This is a genomic window from Draconibacterium halophilum (genome assembly GCF_010448835.1).
Classification (GTDB): Bacteria; Bacteroidota; Bacteroidia; order Bacteroidales; family Prolixibacteraceae; genus Draconibacterium; species Draconibacterium halophilum.
Genome location: NZ_CP048409.1, coordinates 2,190,927 through 2,209,152, shown reverse-complemented (window position 1 = coordinate 2,209,152; position 18,226 = coordinate 2,190,927). Strand labels below are relative to the sequence as shown.

Here is an 18,226-nt window from a genome sequence, read left to right as displayed (position 1 = left end):
CTGGTGAAGCTTAGCCGGTTTTTAAACGTTTGTAGTCGACAATAAACGTTTGTAAACGTTTACAAACGGATATATTTTTGTATATTAGCATTTTAGCATCTCAAACTAAATCAATAAAAAATGGAAATAAGAGCCTGCCTTGAATGTGGAGAGCCGTTAAAAGGACGAGCCGATCAAAAATTTTGTAACGACAGTTGCCGCAATGCCTACAACAATAAAAAGGTGGGCGGGGCCTCCAATTACATCCGAAAAATCAACCGCATTCTTAAAAACAATCACTCGATTCTGGAAGAACTAAACCCGGAAGAAAAAGGAATAACTTACAAGAGTAAACTCAAGAAACAAGGTTTCAACTTTACCTATTTCACGAATATTTACACCACTAAAACCGGCCGTGTTTATTATTTTGTATACGATCAGGGTTATTCAGAACTGGAAGGGAATAAGCTAATGCTGGTAAAAAAAGAGCAATAAACTAATCACTCCACTTATTTTAGTTTACAACGCATTATAAGCGGGTTTCCCGTAGCGGCAATATGCAACTGAACTTTCTCAAATTCATTATGACGCTTATCCGATATTTTATGCCCACCAACTTTATAGGCTGTAATAGGAATGTAAAGCTCATTATTTTGCGAAAGAAATAAAGGATTGTCCCAAATACCACCATCTATATTATTAACCGCCTCATCAAAATACATCGGTTCCCAACCATTCTTTTTAATCAAGGCTGTGGTTTGGTGCGAACCTAACCAATACGTAAGAAAAATATAGTTGCTGTTTTCGAAGTAGCTTTTTATTTTCGAGTGGTGTGTGTTGTGAATGTATTTCAAGGTCTCAATATCGTTCTTATCGCCGGTGTTTCGCCACATTTCAGCAAACGACGGATAACCATCACTTTCAATCAGGTATTCCGGTTTAAAACCGGTGTTTTTGTACGTAAAAACCGTATCACTGTACGACGAAACCAACTTTACACTTTTAGTACCGGAAACGGCTAGATTCGAACGCCCCAAATCTTTTAATCGCTCTCCAGGAAACGTTATATTTTTTGCTTTACTGTTTTCAGAATAAACAGTGTACAAACCATAATCCGGTACATCATTCACCACAAAAAACTGGTTTTTCGATTCGAAGAATTTACTGCCCGGCATTTTACCAGCTACTAATTTTGTTTTGTATTTACCGTCTTTACCAATACTATAAATTCCGTCGTCAGCCAACACTGCAAAATCTTTTTGGTATGAAATAATATCCAGTGGTTTCCTTATTTTACCACTTCCCTCTTTATTGCTTACTATTGTATTGATAAAATCGCCTTTCTGTGTAAACCGAATAAAACTGATTTCCCGGGCACGGCGTTGATGAATGATCAAATCACCATCCAATTCTTTAACATTAATAATATCGCCAAATTCCATTCCTGCCTCATTAACTTTTAATTCCAGGTAATCGAGATTTTCAACAAAACTTGAGATGGGTAAAATATCTGTCGATTTTTTTAGCAGAATTTCAGGCAAATCACTATTATCAGCCGGTTTTTCAGTGCATGAATTAAAAAATAGCACGAAGAGTAATAGAAGTATAATTGTATATTTCACGACTTTAATATTTCTGTTATTAACGAATTGAGTTGTGTGTTTACAAATTCCATGCCTTTGAGTCCACAAAGCAATAAATATTAATTGGGAATCACCAACAAGAGAATAATTAAATTGTTTTTTTTGAAATCTTGAAACAAACATTTAATATTGACAAATAAACAGCAATACGTTGAACCTAAAATTTTTGAATAACAACTTCAGTTTGCTCGACCGGAAAAAAGACAGGTACTTGCTTATTGTTATTATCCTTGCATTCAGCATCTTTTTTATAAATGTATTTAAGCCCTGGAACATTGGCCGCTGGTATTCCGATTCGCCACTTATTCAATCACTAAGGCTTTCAAGTTATGGTATTGTTACGGCTCTGGTATTTTTGTTTACCCAGTTTCCACTTCGAAAACTATTTAAACAATCAAACTTTCGGGTAAAAACATATCTTCTTTGGTTGTTTATCGAAATTATTCTAATCAGCCTGGTATACATCTTTCTTTACGGAAATCCTATCGGCAACTTCATAAACGACTTTCTGTTTTCATTAAAATACACCGTCCTCGGAATTCTAATACCCTATTCATTCGCGCTTTTAATTATTTATTACAAGAAACACCTCGAGCAAATAGAGGCTTTGCAAAATCTACTTTCTACACCTTTAGAAAACAAACGATTAGCTTTCAAAGACGATAAAGGGAAAACTAAATTTTCGATTCTTGCTAAAGATTTACTTTATATCGAGTCAACAGATAATTATGTTACGGTTAACTTTTTGCTTGAAAAAAAATTCAAACGTCAGCTTTTACGAAATACAATGAAAAACCTGGAGTCCCGGTATTCTTCCGAAGGTATTCTCAGGTGTCACCGTTCCTACATGGTTAATACTTCAAATATCGAATTTATTCAAAAAAATAAAAAGAAACTAAACCTGCATTTGCGCTCCATTGATAAAACAATTCCAGTTTCAGAAAAATACTCGTCTCGTTTTTTAGATATTCTGTCCTGATTCTTGTTTTTTTCATCCCCAAATAGCCGAATTCATCCCTTTAGTTTGTAATAATCGCAGTAAAACATCAAATTTGTTTTCGTCTAAATAACTGAAAATAAGAAATTCTAAACTTTTAAAATTAATGCAATGAAAAAATTACTGCTCTTTGTTTTTGTTTTGTTTTTAACAGGGAACTTGGCTCAGGCGACAGAAGTCAAAACCAACGATGATGTTATTGGTGAATGGAAATATGAAGTTCCGAGTGCGCCATACGGTTATAATGCCGGAACAATAGTTATAGAAGAAAAAGAAGGCCAGCTGGCTGGACATATCAAACTGGACGATGGATACAAAATCGATCTGAAAGAGATCGCCTATAGCGAAGAGGGCCTAAAATGTGGGCTTTATGTAGATTACAATTATGTTACCCTGAAACTAAAAGTAGATGGCGAAAACATGAAAGGGATGGTAAGCACGCCTGAAGGCGAAATGCCAATTACGGCAAAAAAGGTGAAATAACATTTTTTGTAACAACATAAAATGCCGCTGCAACATAAAATACAGCGGCATTTTTTTGCCCTTCTGAAGTTGGAACCCTACTTATAAATCGATTCTTTTCAATAAAGAAAATTCTTAAAATTTACTATCCCCGTGGCAAAGCCAAGGGTAATACGCCAACTTTATTTCAGCTAAATCGCTGAAACTCGAATTTTCTTTATTTCACCCCTCTGTCAGCCATAAAGGCTGACATCTCCCCTCAAACGGGGAGAAAAAGCGGAACCCCATGGCGAAGCCAAGGGGAATTATTAGATTAAAATCCCTTGGTTACCTCATGTCAAACGACAAACAATTCAACCATCTTTAAGAAATCAGGAAATTAAAACTACTTAACTTTAATTTTAAATTAACACCACAGGTGCTTGCTGAATTCAATATTATAATTATACTTGCAACCAAATAACAGATATGACAGGAAGAACAATACATCACGGCCATCATTGGGGAAACCAACCATCGGGTAGGCTGTAATTGTTTTGTTCAAACTCAACGATATTAATTAATAAAGGCTTGCCATAATAGGCAGGCCTTTTTTTATATAAAACAGACATGGAAAAACTTAAAATTGCTATTCAAACAAAAGGAAGATTAAACGAAGACTCAATGGGCCTGATCAACGAGGCCGGAATAGGACTGAGTGTTGGTAAACGTAAACTGGTATCGGAAGCGAGAAACTTCCCAATGGATGCCTTGTTTTTGCGCGATGATGATATTCCACAAACCGTTGCCGACGGAGTTGCCGACATTGGTGTTGTTGGCGAAAACGAAATGGCCGAGAAAGAAGAAAACGTGGTTATCGCCAAACGTCTTGGTTTTTCGAAGTGCCGCTTGTCGCTGGCCATTTCAAAATCAATTGATTATCCGGGAGTCGAATTCTTCAACGGCAAAAAAATTGCTACCTCCTACCCTGTTATTCTGAAAAAATTTTTAGATGAGAACAACATCACTGCAGAGATTCACGTAATTACCGGGTCGGTAGAAATTGCACCGGGAATTGGTTTGGCCGATGCTATTTTCGATATTGTAAGTTCGGGATCAACGCTGGTAAGCAACCGCCTGAAAGAAGTTGAAGTGGTAATGAAATCGGAAGCGGTATTAATTGCCAATCCAAACCTTTCAGCTAAAAAGCAGGAAATTCTTGACGAACTCATTTTCAGAATTGAATCGGTACAACGTGCAGAAGGTAAAAAATACATCCTGCTGAATGTTCCAAACGAAAAAATTGAAAAAGTGACTTCGTTGCTTCCGGGAATGAAGGCACCAACCTTGGTACCATTGGCAAAAGAAGGCTGGAGTTCGATGCACTCAGTAATTGAGGAAAACGAATTTTGGGATGTTATCGTAAAACTGAAAAAAGCCGGTGCTGAAGGAATTTTGGTTGTTCCTATCGAGAAAATGATTTTTTAAACTTGAACGATTGACACAATCCTTATAAAAGGCTAAGACAATAATTTGCTATTTTCGGGCAACAACCTGGCTTTTATGGTATAAAACAAAAAAAACGACTTCATGAAGACTTACATAAATCCGGATAGAAATACCTGGACCGATATTTTAAAACGCCCACTTTTCGATGTATCGGAATTATACGGACGCGTACAAAATATTTTGACTGAAATTCGTGAACAGGGCGATGTAAAGCTTCTGGAGTACACCGAACGTTTTGACGGTGTTAAACTGGATAAATTTCAGGTATCAGCAGAAGAAATCGCAAATGCAGAAGCTGCTGTAGATCAGGAATTGAAAGCAGCCATCACGATGGCCACTGACAATATCAACGCTTTCCACAATGCTCAAAAGCCGGAGGTTAGGAAAATGGAAACCATGCCCGGCGTAGCCTGCTGGCAAAAACCGGTAGCTATCGAAAAAGTTGGATTGTATATTCCGGGCGGAACAGCGCCGCTTTTTTCAACAGTATTGATGTTGGCGCTTCCTGCAAAAATTGCAGGTTGTAAACAAATTGTGCTTTGTTCTCCACCCGATAAAAATGGTAATATCCATCCGGCAATTTTGTATGCTGCAAAGGTTGCAGGCGTAACACAAATCTACAAACTGGGCGGTGTACAAGCTATCGGAGCAATGGCTTACGGTACGGAGACCGTTCCGAAAACCTACAAGATTTTTGGTCCTGGAAACCAATACGTAACGGCTGCCAAACAACTGGTTAGCATGAATGAGGTTTCAATTGATATGCCCGCCGGTCCTTCTGAAGTGCTGGTAGTTGCCGACGAAACTTCGAACCCGGCTTTTGTTGCTTCCGATCTTTTGTCGCAGGCCGAGCATGGCGCCGATAGCCAGGTTGTGCTGGTTGCCAACAACGAAAAAACATTAAAGGAAGTAATTGCCGAAGTTGAGACTCAAGTTGCTCAACTGCCAAGAAAAGAACTGGCAAAAAAAGCACTTTCTAACAGTGTCTTGATTGTTGTAACAGATGATACTAATCGAGTGGATTTAATCAATGAATATGCACCGGAACACTTGATCATCAGCACAAAAAACTATATGGAACTGGCTGAAAAAATCACCAACGCCGGATCGGTATTTCTGGGAGAATTCACCCCTGAAAGTGCAGGCGATTATGCTTCGGGAACCAATCACACCCTGCCAACCAATGGCTGGGCACGATCATACAGTGGCGTAAATTTGGATAGTTTCCTGAAAAAGATAACATTCCAGGAGATTAGTGAAGAAGGACTTTTAGCAATTGGCCCCGCTATTGAGAAAATGGCCACTACTGAACAACTTGAAGCGCACAAAAATGCAGTAACTTTACGTTTGAAATATTTAGCTGATTAGAACGTCAACCTGAACTTGTTTCAGGTTCTCAATTATGAAAGGAGGATTTGTTTATATAATGAGTAATTCAAAAAGAACCACATTTTATATTGGTGTAACAAGTGATCTGAAAACAAGGATTGCTGATCACAAAAATGGAGTTGGTTCAGAGTTTACATCAAAGTATAAACTAACAGATTTAATTTACTACGAAGATTTTCCGGATATTTACCAGGCCATCGATCGGGAAAAACAACTGAAGAACTGGCATCGGAATTGGAAAATCAACCTTATAAAATCTGTTAATCCTGAAATGAATGATCTTTATTGGGGAATAAGATAAAAAAACAGATGCCGAAACAAGTTCGGCATGACGTACAAAACATGTTATGGAACTAAATAATTTATTAAGAGAGAACATAAAAAACCTGAAGCCGTACTCATCGGCACGCGACGAGTACAGTGGCGATGCGATGGTGTTTCTCGATGCCAACGAAAACCCGTTTAACGAACCTTACAACCGTTACCCGGATCCGTTGCAGCGACTGGTTAAAGAAAAAATAGCCGTTCTGAAAAAAGTAGGATCAGAAAATATTTTCCTTGGAAACGGCAGCGATGAACCTATTGATTTGCTAATCCGTGCCTTTTGTGAGCCGGGAAAAGAAAATGTGGTAACCATCGACCCAACTTACGGCATGTACAAAGTGGCTGCCGATATTTCTGGTGTTGAACTTCGCAAAGTTTCACTAACCGAAGATTTTCAGCTGAATATTAACGACATTCTTGGAGAAACCGACAAAAATACCAAACTGATATTTTTATGTTCGCCCAACAATCCAACAGGGAACAGTTTGAAAAAAGAAGCTATGTTGGAATTAGCTAATCAATTTGAAGGGCTGGTTATAGTTGATGAAGCATATATCGATTTTGCTCCGGGAAAAACCCTGTTGGGAGAATTAGAACACTACCCCAACCTGATTATTTTGCAAACGTTCTCGAAAGCCTGGGGAATGGCCGGAATTCGTTTGGGAATGGCCTTTGGAAGCATCGAACTAATCAGCATCCTGAATAAAATAAAATACCCATACAACCTGAATATTCTTACGCAGGAAAAAGCCATGGAACTGCTCAATAAAAAAGTAACGGTTCAGAAATGGGTAAAGTTACTTATGGCCGAACGCGACAAAATGGAGAAACTTCTTGCTGAATTTCCGTTTGTGGTTAAAGTTTATCCATCCGACGCGAATTTCCTGCTGGTAAAAATGTACGATGCACGGGGAATTTATAACTACCTGGTTGAGGAAGGCATTATTGTTCGCGATCGTTCGAAAGTACATTTGTGCAACGAAAGTTTGCGAATAACAATAGGCAAATCAGAAGAAAATGAAAACCTGTTAAGTGCACTAAAAAAACTAATTTAAAGATGATGAAGAAAGTACTATTCATTGACCGCGACGGAACCTTAAATTACGAAACCGCCGATGAGCAAATTGATGCGTTTGAAAAACTGGAGTTTTTGCCAAAGGTTTTTCGCAATATGCATTACATATGCAAAAACCTGGACTACGAATTGGTGATGGTAACCAACCAGGATGGTTTGGGAACCGATTCGTTTCCGGAAGATACGTTTTGGCCGGTTCATAACTTTATTCTGAAAGCTTTTGAAAATGAAGGAGTTGTTTTTGACGATATTTGTATCGACCGACATTTTCCTGAGGATAATTCCACCACCCGTAAACCGGCAACCGGAATGCTTACTAAATATTTAGAAGGCGATTATGATCTGGAAAATAGCTTCGTAATTGGCGACCGAAAAACGGATATTATGCTGGCGAAAAACCTTGGAGCAAAAGGTATTTTTATTAATAACGGCGATCAGCTTGAAGAGCTGGAAAAAGAAGGATTAGCAAATACTTGTGCGCTAATATCAGACGATTGGGACGATATTTACGCTTGTGTGGCTTCGCCGCAACGCACGGCAAAAGTTGAGCGAACCACAAAAGAAACGGCAATTTCGGTTTCATTAAATCTTGATGGGTCAGGAGTATGTAACATTTCAACCGGGTTAGGATTTTTCGATCACATGCTGGAACAAATTGGCCGCCACAGTGGCGTTGATCTCGATGTTCAGGTAAAAGGCGATTTGGAAGTAGATGAACATCATACCATCGAAGATACGGCTCTGGCTTTAGGCGAAGCTTTTAAAAATGCAGTTGGCAATAAACTAGGCATGGAGCGTTACGGATTTTGCCTGCCAATGGATGAATGTCTGGCAATGGCAGCTATTGATTTTGGCGGACGTCCGTGGTTAGTTTGGGACGCCGATTTTAAACGCGAAATGGTTGGTGACATGCCTACCGAAATGTTTATGCATTTCTTTAAATCGTTCTCCGATGCAGCATTGTGCAACCTGAATATTAAAGCCGAAGGAGCTAACGAACACCATAAAATTGAAGCAATTTTTAAAGCACTTGCAAAATCTATAAAAATGGCCATTCGCCGCGATGTATTTAACTTCGATCTGCCTTCAACAAAAGGGAAATTATAATCTTTTACCGCAGAGAATAAGAGAAAACTCAGAGATCTCGGAATATGATTGAGAATCAAATAACAGAAAGAATCATCGGATGTGCGATTAAAGTTCATCAAAATCTGGGACCAGGGTTATTGGAGTCTGCTTATCAGGAATGTCTTTTTTATGAGCTAAAAAAGGCAGGGCCTAAAGTTCAAAAAGAAAAACCACTGCCACTTATTTATGAAGAAGTAAAACTAGATTGTGGATATAGAATGGATTTATTAGTTGAGGATACAATAATTGTAGAAATAAAATCGGTTGAAACTTTAAACGATATTCACTTAGCTCAGGTACTAACATATTTAAAACTTAATGACAGCAAGATTGGATTGCTAATTAATTTTAATGTTCTTCAACTAATTAAAGGTGTAAAAAGAGTAATCAATAAATACAAAAATTAAAATTCCGCGTCTCTCTGGGTAAATCTCTGCTCTCTCTGCGGTCAAGAAAATATGAAGACAATAAAAACACTACACGAAAAAAAGGACACGGCAATACTGCTAATTCACTGTCCTGATAAACAAGGAATTCTTGCTACGGTAACTGAATTCCTGAATAAGAATAAAGGGAATATCATCTACCTCGATCAGCATGTAGACCGTCAGGAAAAGATCTTTTACATGCGGGTAGAATGGGAATTGGAAAATTTTGCCATCCCTGCCGATAAGATTGGAGAATATTTTGATACACTAATTGGCAGCCCGCTAAAAATGAATTGGAAAGTTTATTTTTCCAATGCTGTTCCGCGAATGGCGCTTTTTGTTTCGAAAATGCCGCATTGTTTGTTTGATATTCTGGCACGTTACACCGCAGGTGAATGGGATGTTGAAATACCAATGATTATAAGCAATCACGAAACATTACGTCCGGTTGCTGAACGTTTTGATATTGATTTTCATTATTTCCCGATAACCAAAGAAAACAAAACCGAACAGGAAGCCGCCGAGCTAAAATTAATGAAGGAAAACAACATCGATTTTGTAGTGCTGGCACGCTACATGCAAATCCTTTCAGAAGATTTTGTAAATAATTATCCGAATAAAGTGATCAATATTCATCACTCATTCCTGCCGGCATTTGCGGGTGCCAAACCTTATCATGCAGCACACGAACGTGGTGTGAAAATTATTGGTGCAACAAGCCACTACGTTACTTCGGAACTGGATGCCGGACCAATTATTGAACAGGAAATTACACGCTGCAGCCACGTTGACACGGTGCAAAATTTAATTCGAAAAGGTCGCGACCTGGAAAAGATCGTGCTTTCGCAGGCCGTATACAAACACCTTCAGCGTAAAGTACTGGTGTTCAGAAACAGAACCGTAGTTTTTAATTAAATAAGTTTATAAAAAACCAAAAGTCACATGAAAAAACTATTTTCCTTCCTCTGTATTATATTATATGCCATGTCAGCATTTGCCCAGCTAAACACTATTCCTGAAAAAGAAATTCCGGCCGACTACGGTTACATTGTAGAAATTGGCCAGCAAATGCCCAATATTGAAATGAAACTTACCGACGGCACCAAGGTTTCAACAGCCGATTTAAAAGGAAAAGTTACCATGTTACAATTTACAGCCAGTTGGTGTTCGGTATGCCGAAAAGAAATGCCGCACATTGAAAAAGAAATCTGGCAAAAACATAAAAACAACGACGATTTTGTTTTGATTGGCGTTGATATGGACGAGCCGCTCAACAAGGTTAAGGATTTCAAAGCAACAATGAAAACCACCTATCCGTTGGCACTTGATCCGGGGGCTGAGATCTTTTACACTTTTGCAGCTAAAGGAGCCGGAGTTACCCGAAACGTAATCATCGACAAAACAGGAGAAATTGTGTACATGACCCGCCTTTTTAAAGAAGAAGAGTTTAATGAGATGGTAGATGTAATCGACTTTCTACTTGAAAAATAAAATAAGCAATAGATAATGAATATTGTAATTATAAAATACAACGCCGGAAACATAGAATCGGTGAACAATGCGCTAAACCGTTTGGGTGTAGATGCAGAAATCACTGCCGATCACGACAAAATTAGGAATGCTGACAAAGTGATTTTTCCGGGAGTTGGCGAGGCCAGCACTACTATGGCTTACCTGCGCGAAAACAAGCTTGATGAACTTATCGTTTCATTGAAACAACCGGTTTTGGGAATTTGTCTTGGCCTGCAACTCATGTGCTCCCACTCGGAAGAAAACGATACCCAGTGCCTTGGTATTTTCAATGAGAAGGTAAAACGCTTTATTCCTAAACCAGGCGAAGAATATGTTACCAAAGTTCCGCACATGGGCTGGAATGCCATAAAAAACCTGAAAAGCGACCTTTTTACGGATGATCTGGAAAACGAATACGTTTATTTTGTGCACTCGTATTACGCCGAAAAAAGCGAACATACCATTGCCACCTGCGATTATATTCTTCCGTTTAGCGCCGCTTTGCACCGCGATAATTTTTATGCCACGCAGTTTCATCCGGAAAAAAGCGGAACTATTGGCGCAAAAATATTGGATAATTTTCTTAAACTCTGAGCGTACTGACGTAACTTTGTAACTACAATTTTAAACTGTAAGAAACGTTCTTCATAGGATAAAAACAATAAACAAAAAGTAATCAGCAAAATCATGGATAGGCTAACAATCATTAAAGTAGGTGGAAAAGTAGTTGAAGAACCCGAATCGTTAAATGCACTGCTCGATCAGTTTCGCAAAATTTCAGGGAATAAATTACTGGTTCACGGCGGAGGTCGCACGGCTACCGAAATTGCTAAACGATTGGGAATTGAAACCAAAATGGTTGATGGACGACGTATTACTGATGCCGATATGCTTGAGGTTGTGACCATGGTTTATGGCGGATTGGTAAATAAAAAGATTGTTGCCGGTCTGCAGGCACGCGACATGAATGCAGTGGGTCTTACCGGAGCCGATCTCGGGTTAATTAAAGCCCACAAACGACCGGTGCAGGATGTAGATTACGGTTTTGTTGGCGATGTTGACGATGTGAATGCCCGCGAACTTCGAATGCTGATTGATGAAAATGTTATTCCCGTGGTAGCGCCACTAACCCACGATGCTAAAGGTCAGTTATTAAACACAAACGCCGATACAATTGCTTCTGAATTGGCGATTGAATTATCCAATTACTTTAAGGTTTACCTTTTTTATTGTTTCGAGAAACGTGGCGTTTTAACCGATCCAAACGATGAAGCTTCGGTAATTTATGATCTCGACTACAAATTATTTGATCAATATAAAAACGAAGGAATTATCAGCGAAGGAATGATTCCGAAACTGGATAACGGTTTCCGTGCAAAAGCTAAAGGCGTGCAGGAAATTCTGATCACCAATCCTGAAAATGTTGCAACTGGGCGAGGTACCCGCTTAATCTAGCAATTCATATATTACCAAGCTGTTGCAGCTCCCCTTCTTTCTACCTTGCGTACAGTAGTTGTTTTATAGTACATTAGGCGAATATCATAGACATATAAACTCGAAGGAAGTTCTGAAGGTTTCTCATGCGCATAATTTGATTCTTCTAAATTTACACGAACAAAAATTGAAGATTCAACTGGTTTTCCGGCAATTATAGCAGGTAAGAATTTTCCGGGCAAGCTACGCATACTTCTGTCAATCCACTGAAGCATATCTCTATCTATGCTTTGTACAACTCTTGCGCTCGACAAATTTCCAAGGGTATCAATTACATAATTTACAACGGTCATTCCTTGAAGTCCTCTTTTCATAAGATTTATATCAAATACATTATCCGAAATCTCCATTTCAACTTCATTCCTGGGCCCCACGTACATTGCAGGCCTGTCAACCTTTTTTACTTCTAAACCACTCGGCGTTAATTAAAAATGTATCAGCAAAATGTTCAGTATTCCAAAATAACAGCGAGTCGTTATCATAGTTATATATAATATATGGCTCCCCTTTTTCTCCATCATTAAATCTCCACTTTCCTACTCGCCGGCTATTCTTATAATTTCCGATTGAAATGGTATCCTTTATATCCGTTCTTATAATATAGGCAAGACCATTCTTAAACTTGGTTTTCTTATCAATATGGTAAATTTCTTTTCTTAAGCCGTTTGTTTCCGACTTCTTTTTTAATTTTTGAGCAACACTATTTTGAAAACTAAATAAAATGCATATCACCAGGGCTAATAATCGAATCATCTATTTTGATTTTGGGTTTTTATGATAATCAAATATATAAATATTATCAAACCATCAGCTCACTAAAACTTAAAAGTGAATACAAATAAAACGACTTACCCAAAATTTAAGCGACTAACAACACTATAATTACAATACTACTCCGTCCGCATATCGAACACCAATACACGGGTACTTTTTCTATAAACACTATTCATCATTTTAGTAATCTGAGGGCTGATGATCACATTCGTTCATATATTTTAAAGCAGCAAATCTCATTTTTTAATATTGAATTATTTTACTATGTTGATGTTCTAAAAAAGAATTGTGCAAAAGATTACATGAAGAGAAACCTAATACTATAAATATCTAAATACCAAAACTTTAAAATGGCGAATATAAATACCGACAATTGTAACAAAAGAAGTAAGTTTAATGAAGGAGGTTGCAAATCGTGTATCCAGGAACATAAAAACAACATCTTTTCTCCCCTTAAACAAGAAGAGATTGACTTTTTGGTTGACAAAAAACGACAGATTATATATAATGTTGGGGAAACAATTACCAAACAAAATACGGCATCAACTTCCGTAATTTGTATTAACGAAGGGCTTGCCAAATTTTATGTAGAAAGCACAAACGGAAAAAACGTAATTGTTAGAATTGCCAAAGCAGGAGACTTTATAAGCGGAGGAGGATTGTTTAACGGCAATTTTCAACATTTTAGCGTCTCGGCAATCACCAAAGTAAAATGTTGTATGATTGACTCGGCTAACCTGACCAGTATTTTTGGTAAAAACAACGATTTTGCAGTTAAACTATTACGTAGCCACACCAAACAGAACAATTATTTGCTAAAAAAACTGGTTGACCATACACAGAAATATATGCCCGGCAGAGTGGCCGATACATTACTGTATTTAAAGAATGAAATTTTCAATTCTGATAGCTTTTCAGTACCACTTACGCGGCAGGAATTAGCCGAAATGTCGAACATGACAAAAGAAAGCTTTGTAAGAATACTTCACCAATTTAAAGACTCGAAATACATCAACACCAAGGGAAATACCATTAGCATATTAGACGAAAGTTCATTAGTTTCTATTAGCGAAAACGGATAATTGACATACATCAATACTGTTATTGTTTATTATCAATCCCCTTGTTCGGTTATATCACTTCTCCACTCACAGTTCATAATAGTTATCCTACTACTTTTATTGCGTTAAAAGGAATTACAAATATTATTACCTAATATACTACATTATGAACTACAAATCTATCTCAAAATTATTCATGCTAGGCTTTATTCTGGCATTCATGTTTTCTTCATGTACAAAAGAAGGGCCGATGGGTCCTGCCGGTGCTGATGGTTCAGACGGAACCGATGGAACCGATGGTGTTGATGGCCAAGTAACTTGTTTGGTTTGCCACTCAGGAGCCAATATGGAGGCCAAACAAGGCCAATTCTGGATGTCGGCACACGCCGTAGGAGCTATTGCAGTTGATTATGCAGGCGGACGTGCATCATGTGCAGAATGTCACTCTCACGAAGGTTTTGTTCAATATACAACTTTAGGAGAGGTTCTTGGAGATATCACAAACCCGTCAGCATGGGAATGTAATACCTGTCACGGTCTTCACAAAACATTCGAGGGACAAGACTATGCATTACGTTTAGACGATCCTGTCACTCCTAAGTTTGACAAAACAATAACAATGGATCTGGGCGGTAACAGCAACTTATGTGCTAACTGCCACCAATCGCGCAGAGCAGCTCCTGAATATGGAGTTGAAGAACCAGCGGACTCATTCAGAATTACAAGTACTCACTACGGACCACACCACGGTGCACAAGGTAATGTTGTTGCAGGTATGGGCTTTGCCGAAATTCCCGGATCAGTTGCTTACCCTGAAGTAGGTTCATCAAAACACTTAAACCAGGCGTCTTGTGTAGGTTGTCACATGGCAGAATTTAATGAAAACGATTTCGATGATGAAGATGGTAAAGTAGATCAGTTTGCCCAAGGTGGTCACTCATTTATTCCTAGTATGAAAGCTTGTAACGATTGTCATAGCGCCAACGAAACCAATTTTAACTACGGTGGTGTGCAAACAGAGGTTCACGAAATGTTGCTTGAACTTCGTGATCAACTTATTGCTCTTGGAGTAGTTGAAGGAAACGAAGATGACGGTTTTCACCCACATGTAGGAACATTTCCAACTGTTCAGGTTCAAGCCTTCTTTAACTGGACTGGATTGGAAGAAGACCGTAGTTTGGGAGCTCATAATCCAAAATACGTTAAAGCGTTGTTACGAAATTCAATAGAGGCAATGGAAGCTGAATTATCTGCTACGGCAGATAATTAATCAAAAGAAATAGAGTAAAAAGACTTCTTTCGGAGAAGTCTTTTTTTTCACAAACTTGAATATTATGAAAGCACTAAAAATTATATTATCAATAGTTGTTATGGGATTGATTTTTGGTGGTTGTGCGTACAATTTTATTGTTGAAGAAGAAGTGGTTGATCCGACTGATCCTGGTGCTCCTGAAGTATCCTTCTCTGGTGAGATCGTTCCAATTTTCTCTTCAAAATGCGTATCATGCCATACCACCGGCAATCAAATGCCTGATCTCTCTCCTGAGAATGCGTATTCTTCGCTTAATACCAGCCGCTATATAAACACTTCAGATCCTGCATCAAGCTTGATTTACACAAAACCAAGCCCAACCGGGAACCACGTGAAATATTCTGAAGCTGAAGCAGCATTGGTGCTTACCTGGATAACGCAAGGAGCTCAAAACAATTAAAAAACCTAAACTGATAATGATGAAAAAATATATATTGATTCTGATTATTTTAGGAGTAACACTTTCCAGTTCGTTTGCTCAGGAAGAGGAAGCTGATCCGGTATACGCTTTTAACAGTGGTATATTGATTGATGCTCAAACTTCTTATATTCCCGATGCACGAACTTTGGAATTTATTATTCAACACAAATTCGGTTCACTTGAAAATGGAAAATCTGATTTGTGGGGAATCTATGCTCCGGGATCTAACGTAAGGTTAGCACTTAACTATGTTCCATTAAAGAATGTTCAAATCGGGGCAGGTATTACCAAAAAATTTATGTACACCGATTTTAACGCAAAATGGAAAGTTCTTCAGCAAAAAACCAGTGGCATGCCAATATCATTTACCTTATTTGGTAACGTAGCCATTGATGGAAGAAATTCTGAATCGATTGGAACAGGAAAAACGGTGGATACAAAAGGACAAACGTTTGCTAATTATATTGATTTCAACGACAGATTGTCTTATTTCTCGCAAGCTTTAGTTACACGTAATTTCGGTGATGTTTTCTCATTACAGGCCGGAGCAAGTTTCACTCACTACAATATGGCAGGTTGGGATTACAACCACGATGTAGTTGGTCTTCATTTTAGTGGTAAATTAAAGTTCTCTCCTCAGGGATCATTTATTTTCAATTACGACAAACCACTTAAAATCAATGACATTACAGAACAATATACGTGGGATACTCACGCTAAAGAAAACCTGTCGGTTGGTGTTGAATTTTTTACATTCACCCATGCTTTCCAGATTTATGTTGGTACAGCACAAGGTATACTTCCACAAGATATGATGATGTATAACCAAAACGACTGGACCAACAAAGGCCTGGCCATTGGTTTCACGATTACACGTATCTGGATGTTCTAAAAATTAAAAATGCGTAAAAGATAAAGATGGTAATATCAGTAAAAGCGATATTACCATTTTTCATTCAATTAAGGTGCTGCAAAAATTGAGACTTATTTATACGAATTTATCCATGAAATATTTCATATCACTACAAATCCTGTTGTTACTGGCAATCTCGTTTCAGAGTTCCGGACAATTTTACGATGACCCGGAAAATCATGATTGTTTAAAGTGCCACTCGCAACAAACCTATTCGTTTCATAACGAAATGATGGACACGCAGGAAAAACGACTGATGAATCCATACCTAATAATCGATACGGTTCGATTACGCAACGGTGTTCATCAAAATTTTGATTGTATGGATTGCCATTCATACGATTATTTAACTTATCCGCATGCCGCATCGTTAAAACTGGAACCCCTGATGACCTGTTTAGACTGTCATGGCGGTGATGAGTCTTATGCAAAATATGAGTTCGATAAAATTGCTGAAGAAGTTGAAAAAAGCATACACTACCAAAATTTTGGTGATAACTTCACCTGCGCCAAATGCCACGACCAGCATTACTATACACCAACTGCACGCACTGGCAACAGCATTGCTGAGATTGTTGAAACCAGCAACGCCATGTGTCTATCATGCCACGACGATATAAAAAGATTCAGTTTGGTTTCGGAAAACGAAAAGCTCGCAGTAGTTGACATTCACGATTGGCTCCCCAACCAGGAGCTGCATTTTAAACATGTACGTTGTATCGAATGCCACACTGCAGTTGAGGATGATTTAATGGTATCGCATAATATTCGTTCAAAAGAAGAAGCTGTTCGCCGCTGTGCGGAATGTCACTCTTCCAATTCGCTGTTGAAAGCATCGTTATACAAATACCAGAATCTCCAGGAAAGAGCAGAAGATGGTTCTATGCTAGGCGTGCTATCGCATGAAAATTATGTGATCGGATCGCATCAAATTCCAATTTTTAAAACGATTAGTCTGATTATCTTTTTGGCCGCATTAGCAGGAATTATCATCCATGTAATCTTTAGAATTATAATCAAAAAGAAATAACAATGAGCTCAGAAAATAAAATATATTTCTACCCGCTTTGGTTACGCATTTGGCATGGGATAAACGCCTTAGGTATAATACTCCTTATCATTACCGGAATAAGCATGAATGCGGGTTTCGAGGAGTCGCTTATCAGCTTTAAAATGATTATTACCTTGCATAATTATGCCGGAGTGATTATAACATTAAATTACGGATTGTTTTTGTTTGGGAACTTTTTTACAAGCAACAAAAAATTCTACGTTATAAAACCTCGTAACTTCCTGAAACGACCAATGAAACAGGCTTATTATTATGCTTGGGGAATGTTTCACGGAATGAAAGCACCCTACCCGCTTTCTGAAAAAAGAAAATTTAATCCACTGCAAAAATACACCTATGTAGCTGTTATGTATCTGGTTGTTCCACTGGTAATAATAAGCGGCATTGCATTGATGTTTCCTGAGCTGATCTTTGATAAAATATATAACATTAGCGGTGTACTTATCACTGCTGTAACCCACTCAGCGATGGGATTCTTTATTTCAATCTTCTTGGTTATCCACCTTTACATTGCATCAATCGGTAAATCTCCACTCGATAATTTTAAAAGTATAATTAACGGCTGGCATCACATATAGAGCAGAAATACAAGGGCGTTGTTTTAGAACAGGCTCATACAATATTGTTACAACGATTTATCTCGGGAGTAGTACTAATTTTAAGGTATTCCTCCCGTTTTTTGTTCTTTGTCAAATCCAAAATTATTAAGCAAACAGTACTCTGTCTAGGTATAAACAAAGCACAATTCCATATT

The 18,226-nt window shown here is 38.1% G+C and carries 22 protein-coding genes; 19 read left to right on the top strand and 3 right to left on the bottom strand.

Translation table 11 applies throughout. The features are described 5' to 3' along the window. Window positions 1-120: 120 nt before the first annotated feature. A complete protein-coding gene (locus G0Q07_RS08940) occupies window positions 121-474 on the top strand; it encodes a hypothetical protein (RefSeq protein WP_163345767.1) in 354 nt (117 codons plus the stop codon). 14 nt (window positions 475-488) lie between these two features. On the opposite strand, the gene G0Q07_RS08935 is transcribed toward G0Q07_RS08940, so the two are convergent. Then, window positions 489-1,601, bottom strand: coding sequence for a 6-bladed beta-propeller (locus G0Q07_RS08935; RefSeq protein ID WP_163345766.1), 1,113 nt, complete (start codon window positions 1,599-1,601; stop codon window positions 489-491). A 187-nt stretch (window positions 1,602-1,788) separates the two neighbouring features. Here G0Q07_RS08935 and G0Q07_RS08930 point away from each other — a divergent pair, with 187 nt between their 5' ends. The 12 genes from G0Q07_RS08930 to argB all read left to right on the top strand — a co-directional run bounded on the left by G0Q07_RS08930 (window position 1,789) and on the right by argB (window position 11,880). Beyond that, window positions 1,789-2,601, top strand: coding sequence for a LytR/AlgR family response regulator transcription factor (locus G0Q07_RS08930; protein ID WP_163345765.1), 813 nt, complete (start codon window positions 1,789-1,791; stop codon window positions 2,599-2,601). Window positions 2,602-2,730: 129 nt separating this feature from the next. Then, window positions 2,731-3,102, top strand: coding sequence for a hypothetical protein (locus G0Q07_RS08925; protein WP_163345764.1), 372 nt, complete (start codon window positions 2,731-2,733; stop codon window positions 3,100-3,102). Window positions 3,103-3,690: 588 nt separating this feature from the next. Next, window positions 3,691-4,548, top strand: a complete 858-nt coding sequence (hisG, locus tag G0Q07_RS08920; protein WP_163345763.1) for an ATP phosphoribosyltransferase — start codon at window positions 3,691-3,693, stop codon at window positions 4,546-4,548. Between the two features lie 102 nt (window positions 4,549-4,650). Beyond that, window positions 4,651-5,937, top strand: coding sequence for a histidinol dehydrogenase (gene hisD / locus G0Q07_RS08915; RefSeq protein WP_163345762.1), 1,287 nt, complete (start codon window positions 4,651-4,653; stop codon window positions 5,935-5,937). A gap of 34 nt (window positions 5,938-5,971) precedes the next feature. Then, window positions 5,972-6,259 (top strand): GIY-YIG nuclease family protein, encoded by a 288-nt coding sequence (locus tag G0Q07_RS08910; RefSeq protein ID WP_163345761.1) that lies wholly within the window; start codon window positions 5,972-5,974, stop codon window positions 6,257-6,259. 46 nt (window positions 6,260-6,305) lie between these two features. Beyond that, window positions 6,306-7,337, top strand: a complete 1,032-nt coding sequence (gene hisC / locus G0Q07_RS08905) for a histidinol-phosphate transaminase (RefSeq protein ID WP_163345760.1) — start codon at window positions 6,306-6,308, stop codon at window positions 7,335-7,337. A 2-nt stretch (window positions 7,338-7,339) separates the two neighbouring features. Continuing rightward, window positions 7,340-8,464 carry a bifunctional histidinol-phosphatase/imidazoleglycerol-phosphate dehydratase HisB gene (hisB, locus tag G0Q07_RS08900; protein ID WP_449504579.1) on the top strand — a complete coding sequence of 375 codons (1,125 nt, stop codon included), beginning with the start codon at window positions 7,340-7,342 and terminating at the stop codon, window positions 8,462-8,464. Between the two features lie 44 nt (window positions 8,465-8,508). After that, window positions 8,509-8,892, top strand: coding sequence for a GxxExxY protein (locus G0Q07_RS08895; RefSeq protein ID WP_163345759.1), 384 nt, complete (start codon window positions 8,509-8,511; stop codon window positions 8,890-8,892). 51 nt (window positions 8,893-8,943) lie between these two features. Continuing rightward, a complete protein-coding gene (gene purU / locus G0Q07_RS08890) occupies window positions 8,944-9,828 on the top strand; it encodes a formyltetrahydrofolate deformylase (RefSeq protein ID WP_163345758.1) in 885 nt (294 codons plus the stop codon). 27 nt (window positions 9,829-9,855) lie between these two features. Then, window positions 9,856-10,404 (top strand): TlpA family protein disulfide reductase, encoded by a 549-nt coding sequence (locus G0Q07_RS08885; RefSeq protein WP_163345757.1) that lies wholly within the window; start codon window positions 9,856-9,858, stop codon window positions 10,402-10,404. Window positions 10,405-10,419: 15 nt separating this feature from the next. Further along, entirely contained in the window at window positions 10,420-11,019 is a 600-nt protein-coding gene (gene hisH / locus G0Q07_RS08880; RefSeq protein WP_163345756.1) for an imidazole glycerol phosphate synthase subunit HisH, read from the top strand. Between the two features lie 93 nt (window positions 11,020-11,112). After that, window positions 11,113-11,880 carry an acetylglutamate kinase gene (gene argB, locus G0Q07_RS08875; RefSeq protein WP_163345755.1) on the top strand — a complete coding sequence of 256 codons (768 nt, stop codon included), beginning with the start codon at window positions 11,113-11,115 and terminating at the stop codon, window positions 11,878-11,880. 11 nt (window positions 11,881-11,891) lie between these two features. Here the strand turns inward: argB and G0Q07_RS08870 are convergent, their stop codons facing one another. Together G0Q07_RS08870 and G0Q07_RS08865 are read right to left on the bottom strand one after the other, a co-directional pair. Further along, window positions 11,892-12,269, bottom strand: a complete 378-nt coding sequence (locus G0Q07_RS08870) for an energy transducer TonB (protein WP_163345754.1) — start codon at window positions 12,267-12,269, stop codon at window positions 11,892-11,894. A gap of 40 nt (window positions 12,270-12,309) precedes the next feature. Further along, a complete protein-coding gene (locus G0Q07_RS08865) occupies window positions 12,310-12,672 on the bottom strand; it encodes a hypothetical protein (RefSeq protein WP_163345753.1) in 363 nt (120 codons plus the stop codon). 371 nt (window positions 12,673-13,043) lie between these two features. Here G0Q07_RS08865 and G0Q07_RS08860 point away from each other — a divergent pair, with 371 nt between their 5' ends. The 6 genes from G0Q07_RS08860 to G0Q07_RS08835 all read left to right on the top strand — a co-directional run bounded on the left by G0Q07_RS08860 (window position 13,044) and on the right by G0Q07_RS08835 (window position 18,050). Further along, window positions 13,044-13,775 (top strand): Crp/Fnr family transcriptional regulator, encoded by a 732-nt coding sequence (locus G0Q07_RS08860; protein ID WP_163345752.1) that lies wholly within the window; start codon window positions 13,044-13,046, stop codon window positions 13,773-13,775. A 145-nt stretch (window positions 13,776-13,920) separates the two neighbouring features. After that, entirely contained in the window at window positions 13,921-15,024 is a 1,104-nt protein-coding gene (locus tag G0Q07_RS08855; protein WP_163345751.1) for an ammonia-forming cytochrome c nitrite reductase subunit c552, read from the top strand. Window positions 15,025-15,088: 64 nt separating this feature from the next. Next, a complete protein-coding gene (locus G0Q07_RS08850; RefSeq protein WP_163345750.1) occupies window positions 15,089-15,466 on the top strand; it encodes a hypothetical protein in 378 nt (125 codons plus the stop codon). A gap of 19 nt (window positions 15,467-15,485) precedes the next feature. After that, the gene (locus tag G0Q07_RS08845) at window positions 15,486-16,379 is read left to right on the top strand and encodes a DUF5777 family beta-barrel protein (RefSeq protein WP_163345749.1); all 894 of its coding nucleotides are present in this window, start codon (window positions 15,486-15,488) and stop codon (window positions 16,377-16,379) included. Between the two features lie 112 nt (window positions 16,380-16,491). Next, window positions 16,492-17,430: a cytochrome c3 family protein gene (locus G0Q07_RS08840; RefSeq protein ID WP_163345748.1), complete on the top strand. Its 939-nt coding sequence runs from the start codon at window positions 16,492-16,494 to the stop codon at window positions 17,428-17,430. Window positions 17,431-17,432: 2 nt separating this feature from the next. Next, window positions 17,433-18,050: a cytochrome b/b6 domain-containing protein gene (locus G0Q07_RS08835; protein WP_163345747.1), complete on the top strand. Its 618-nt coding sequence runs from the start codon at window positions 17,433-17,435 to the stop codon at window positions 18,048-18,050. Window positions 18,051-18,226: the final 176 nt, after the last annotated feature.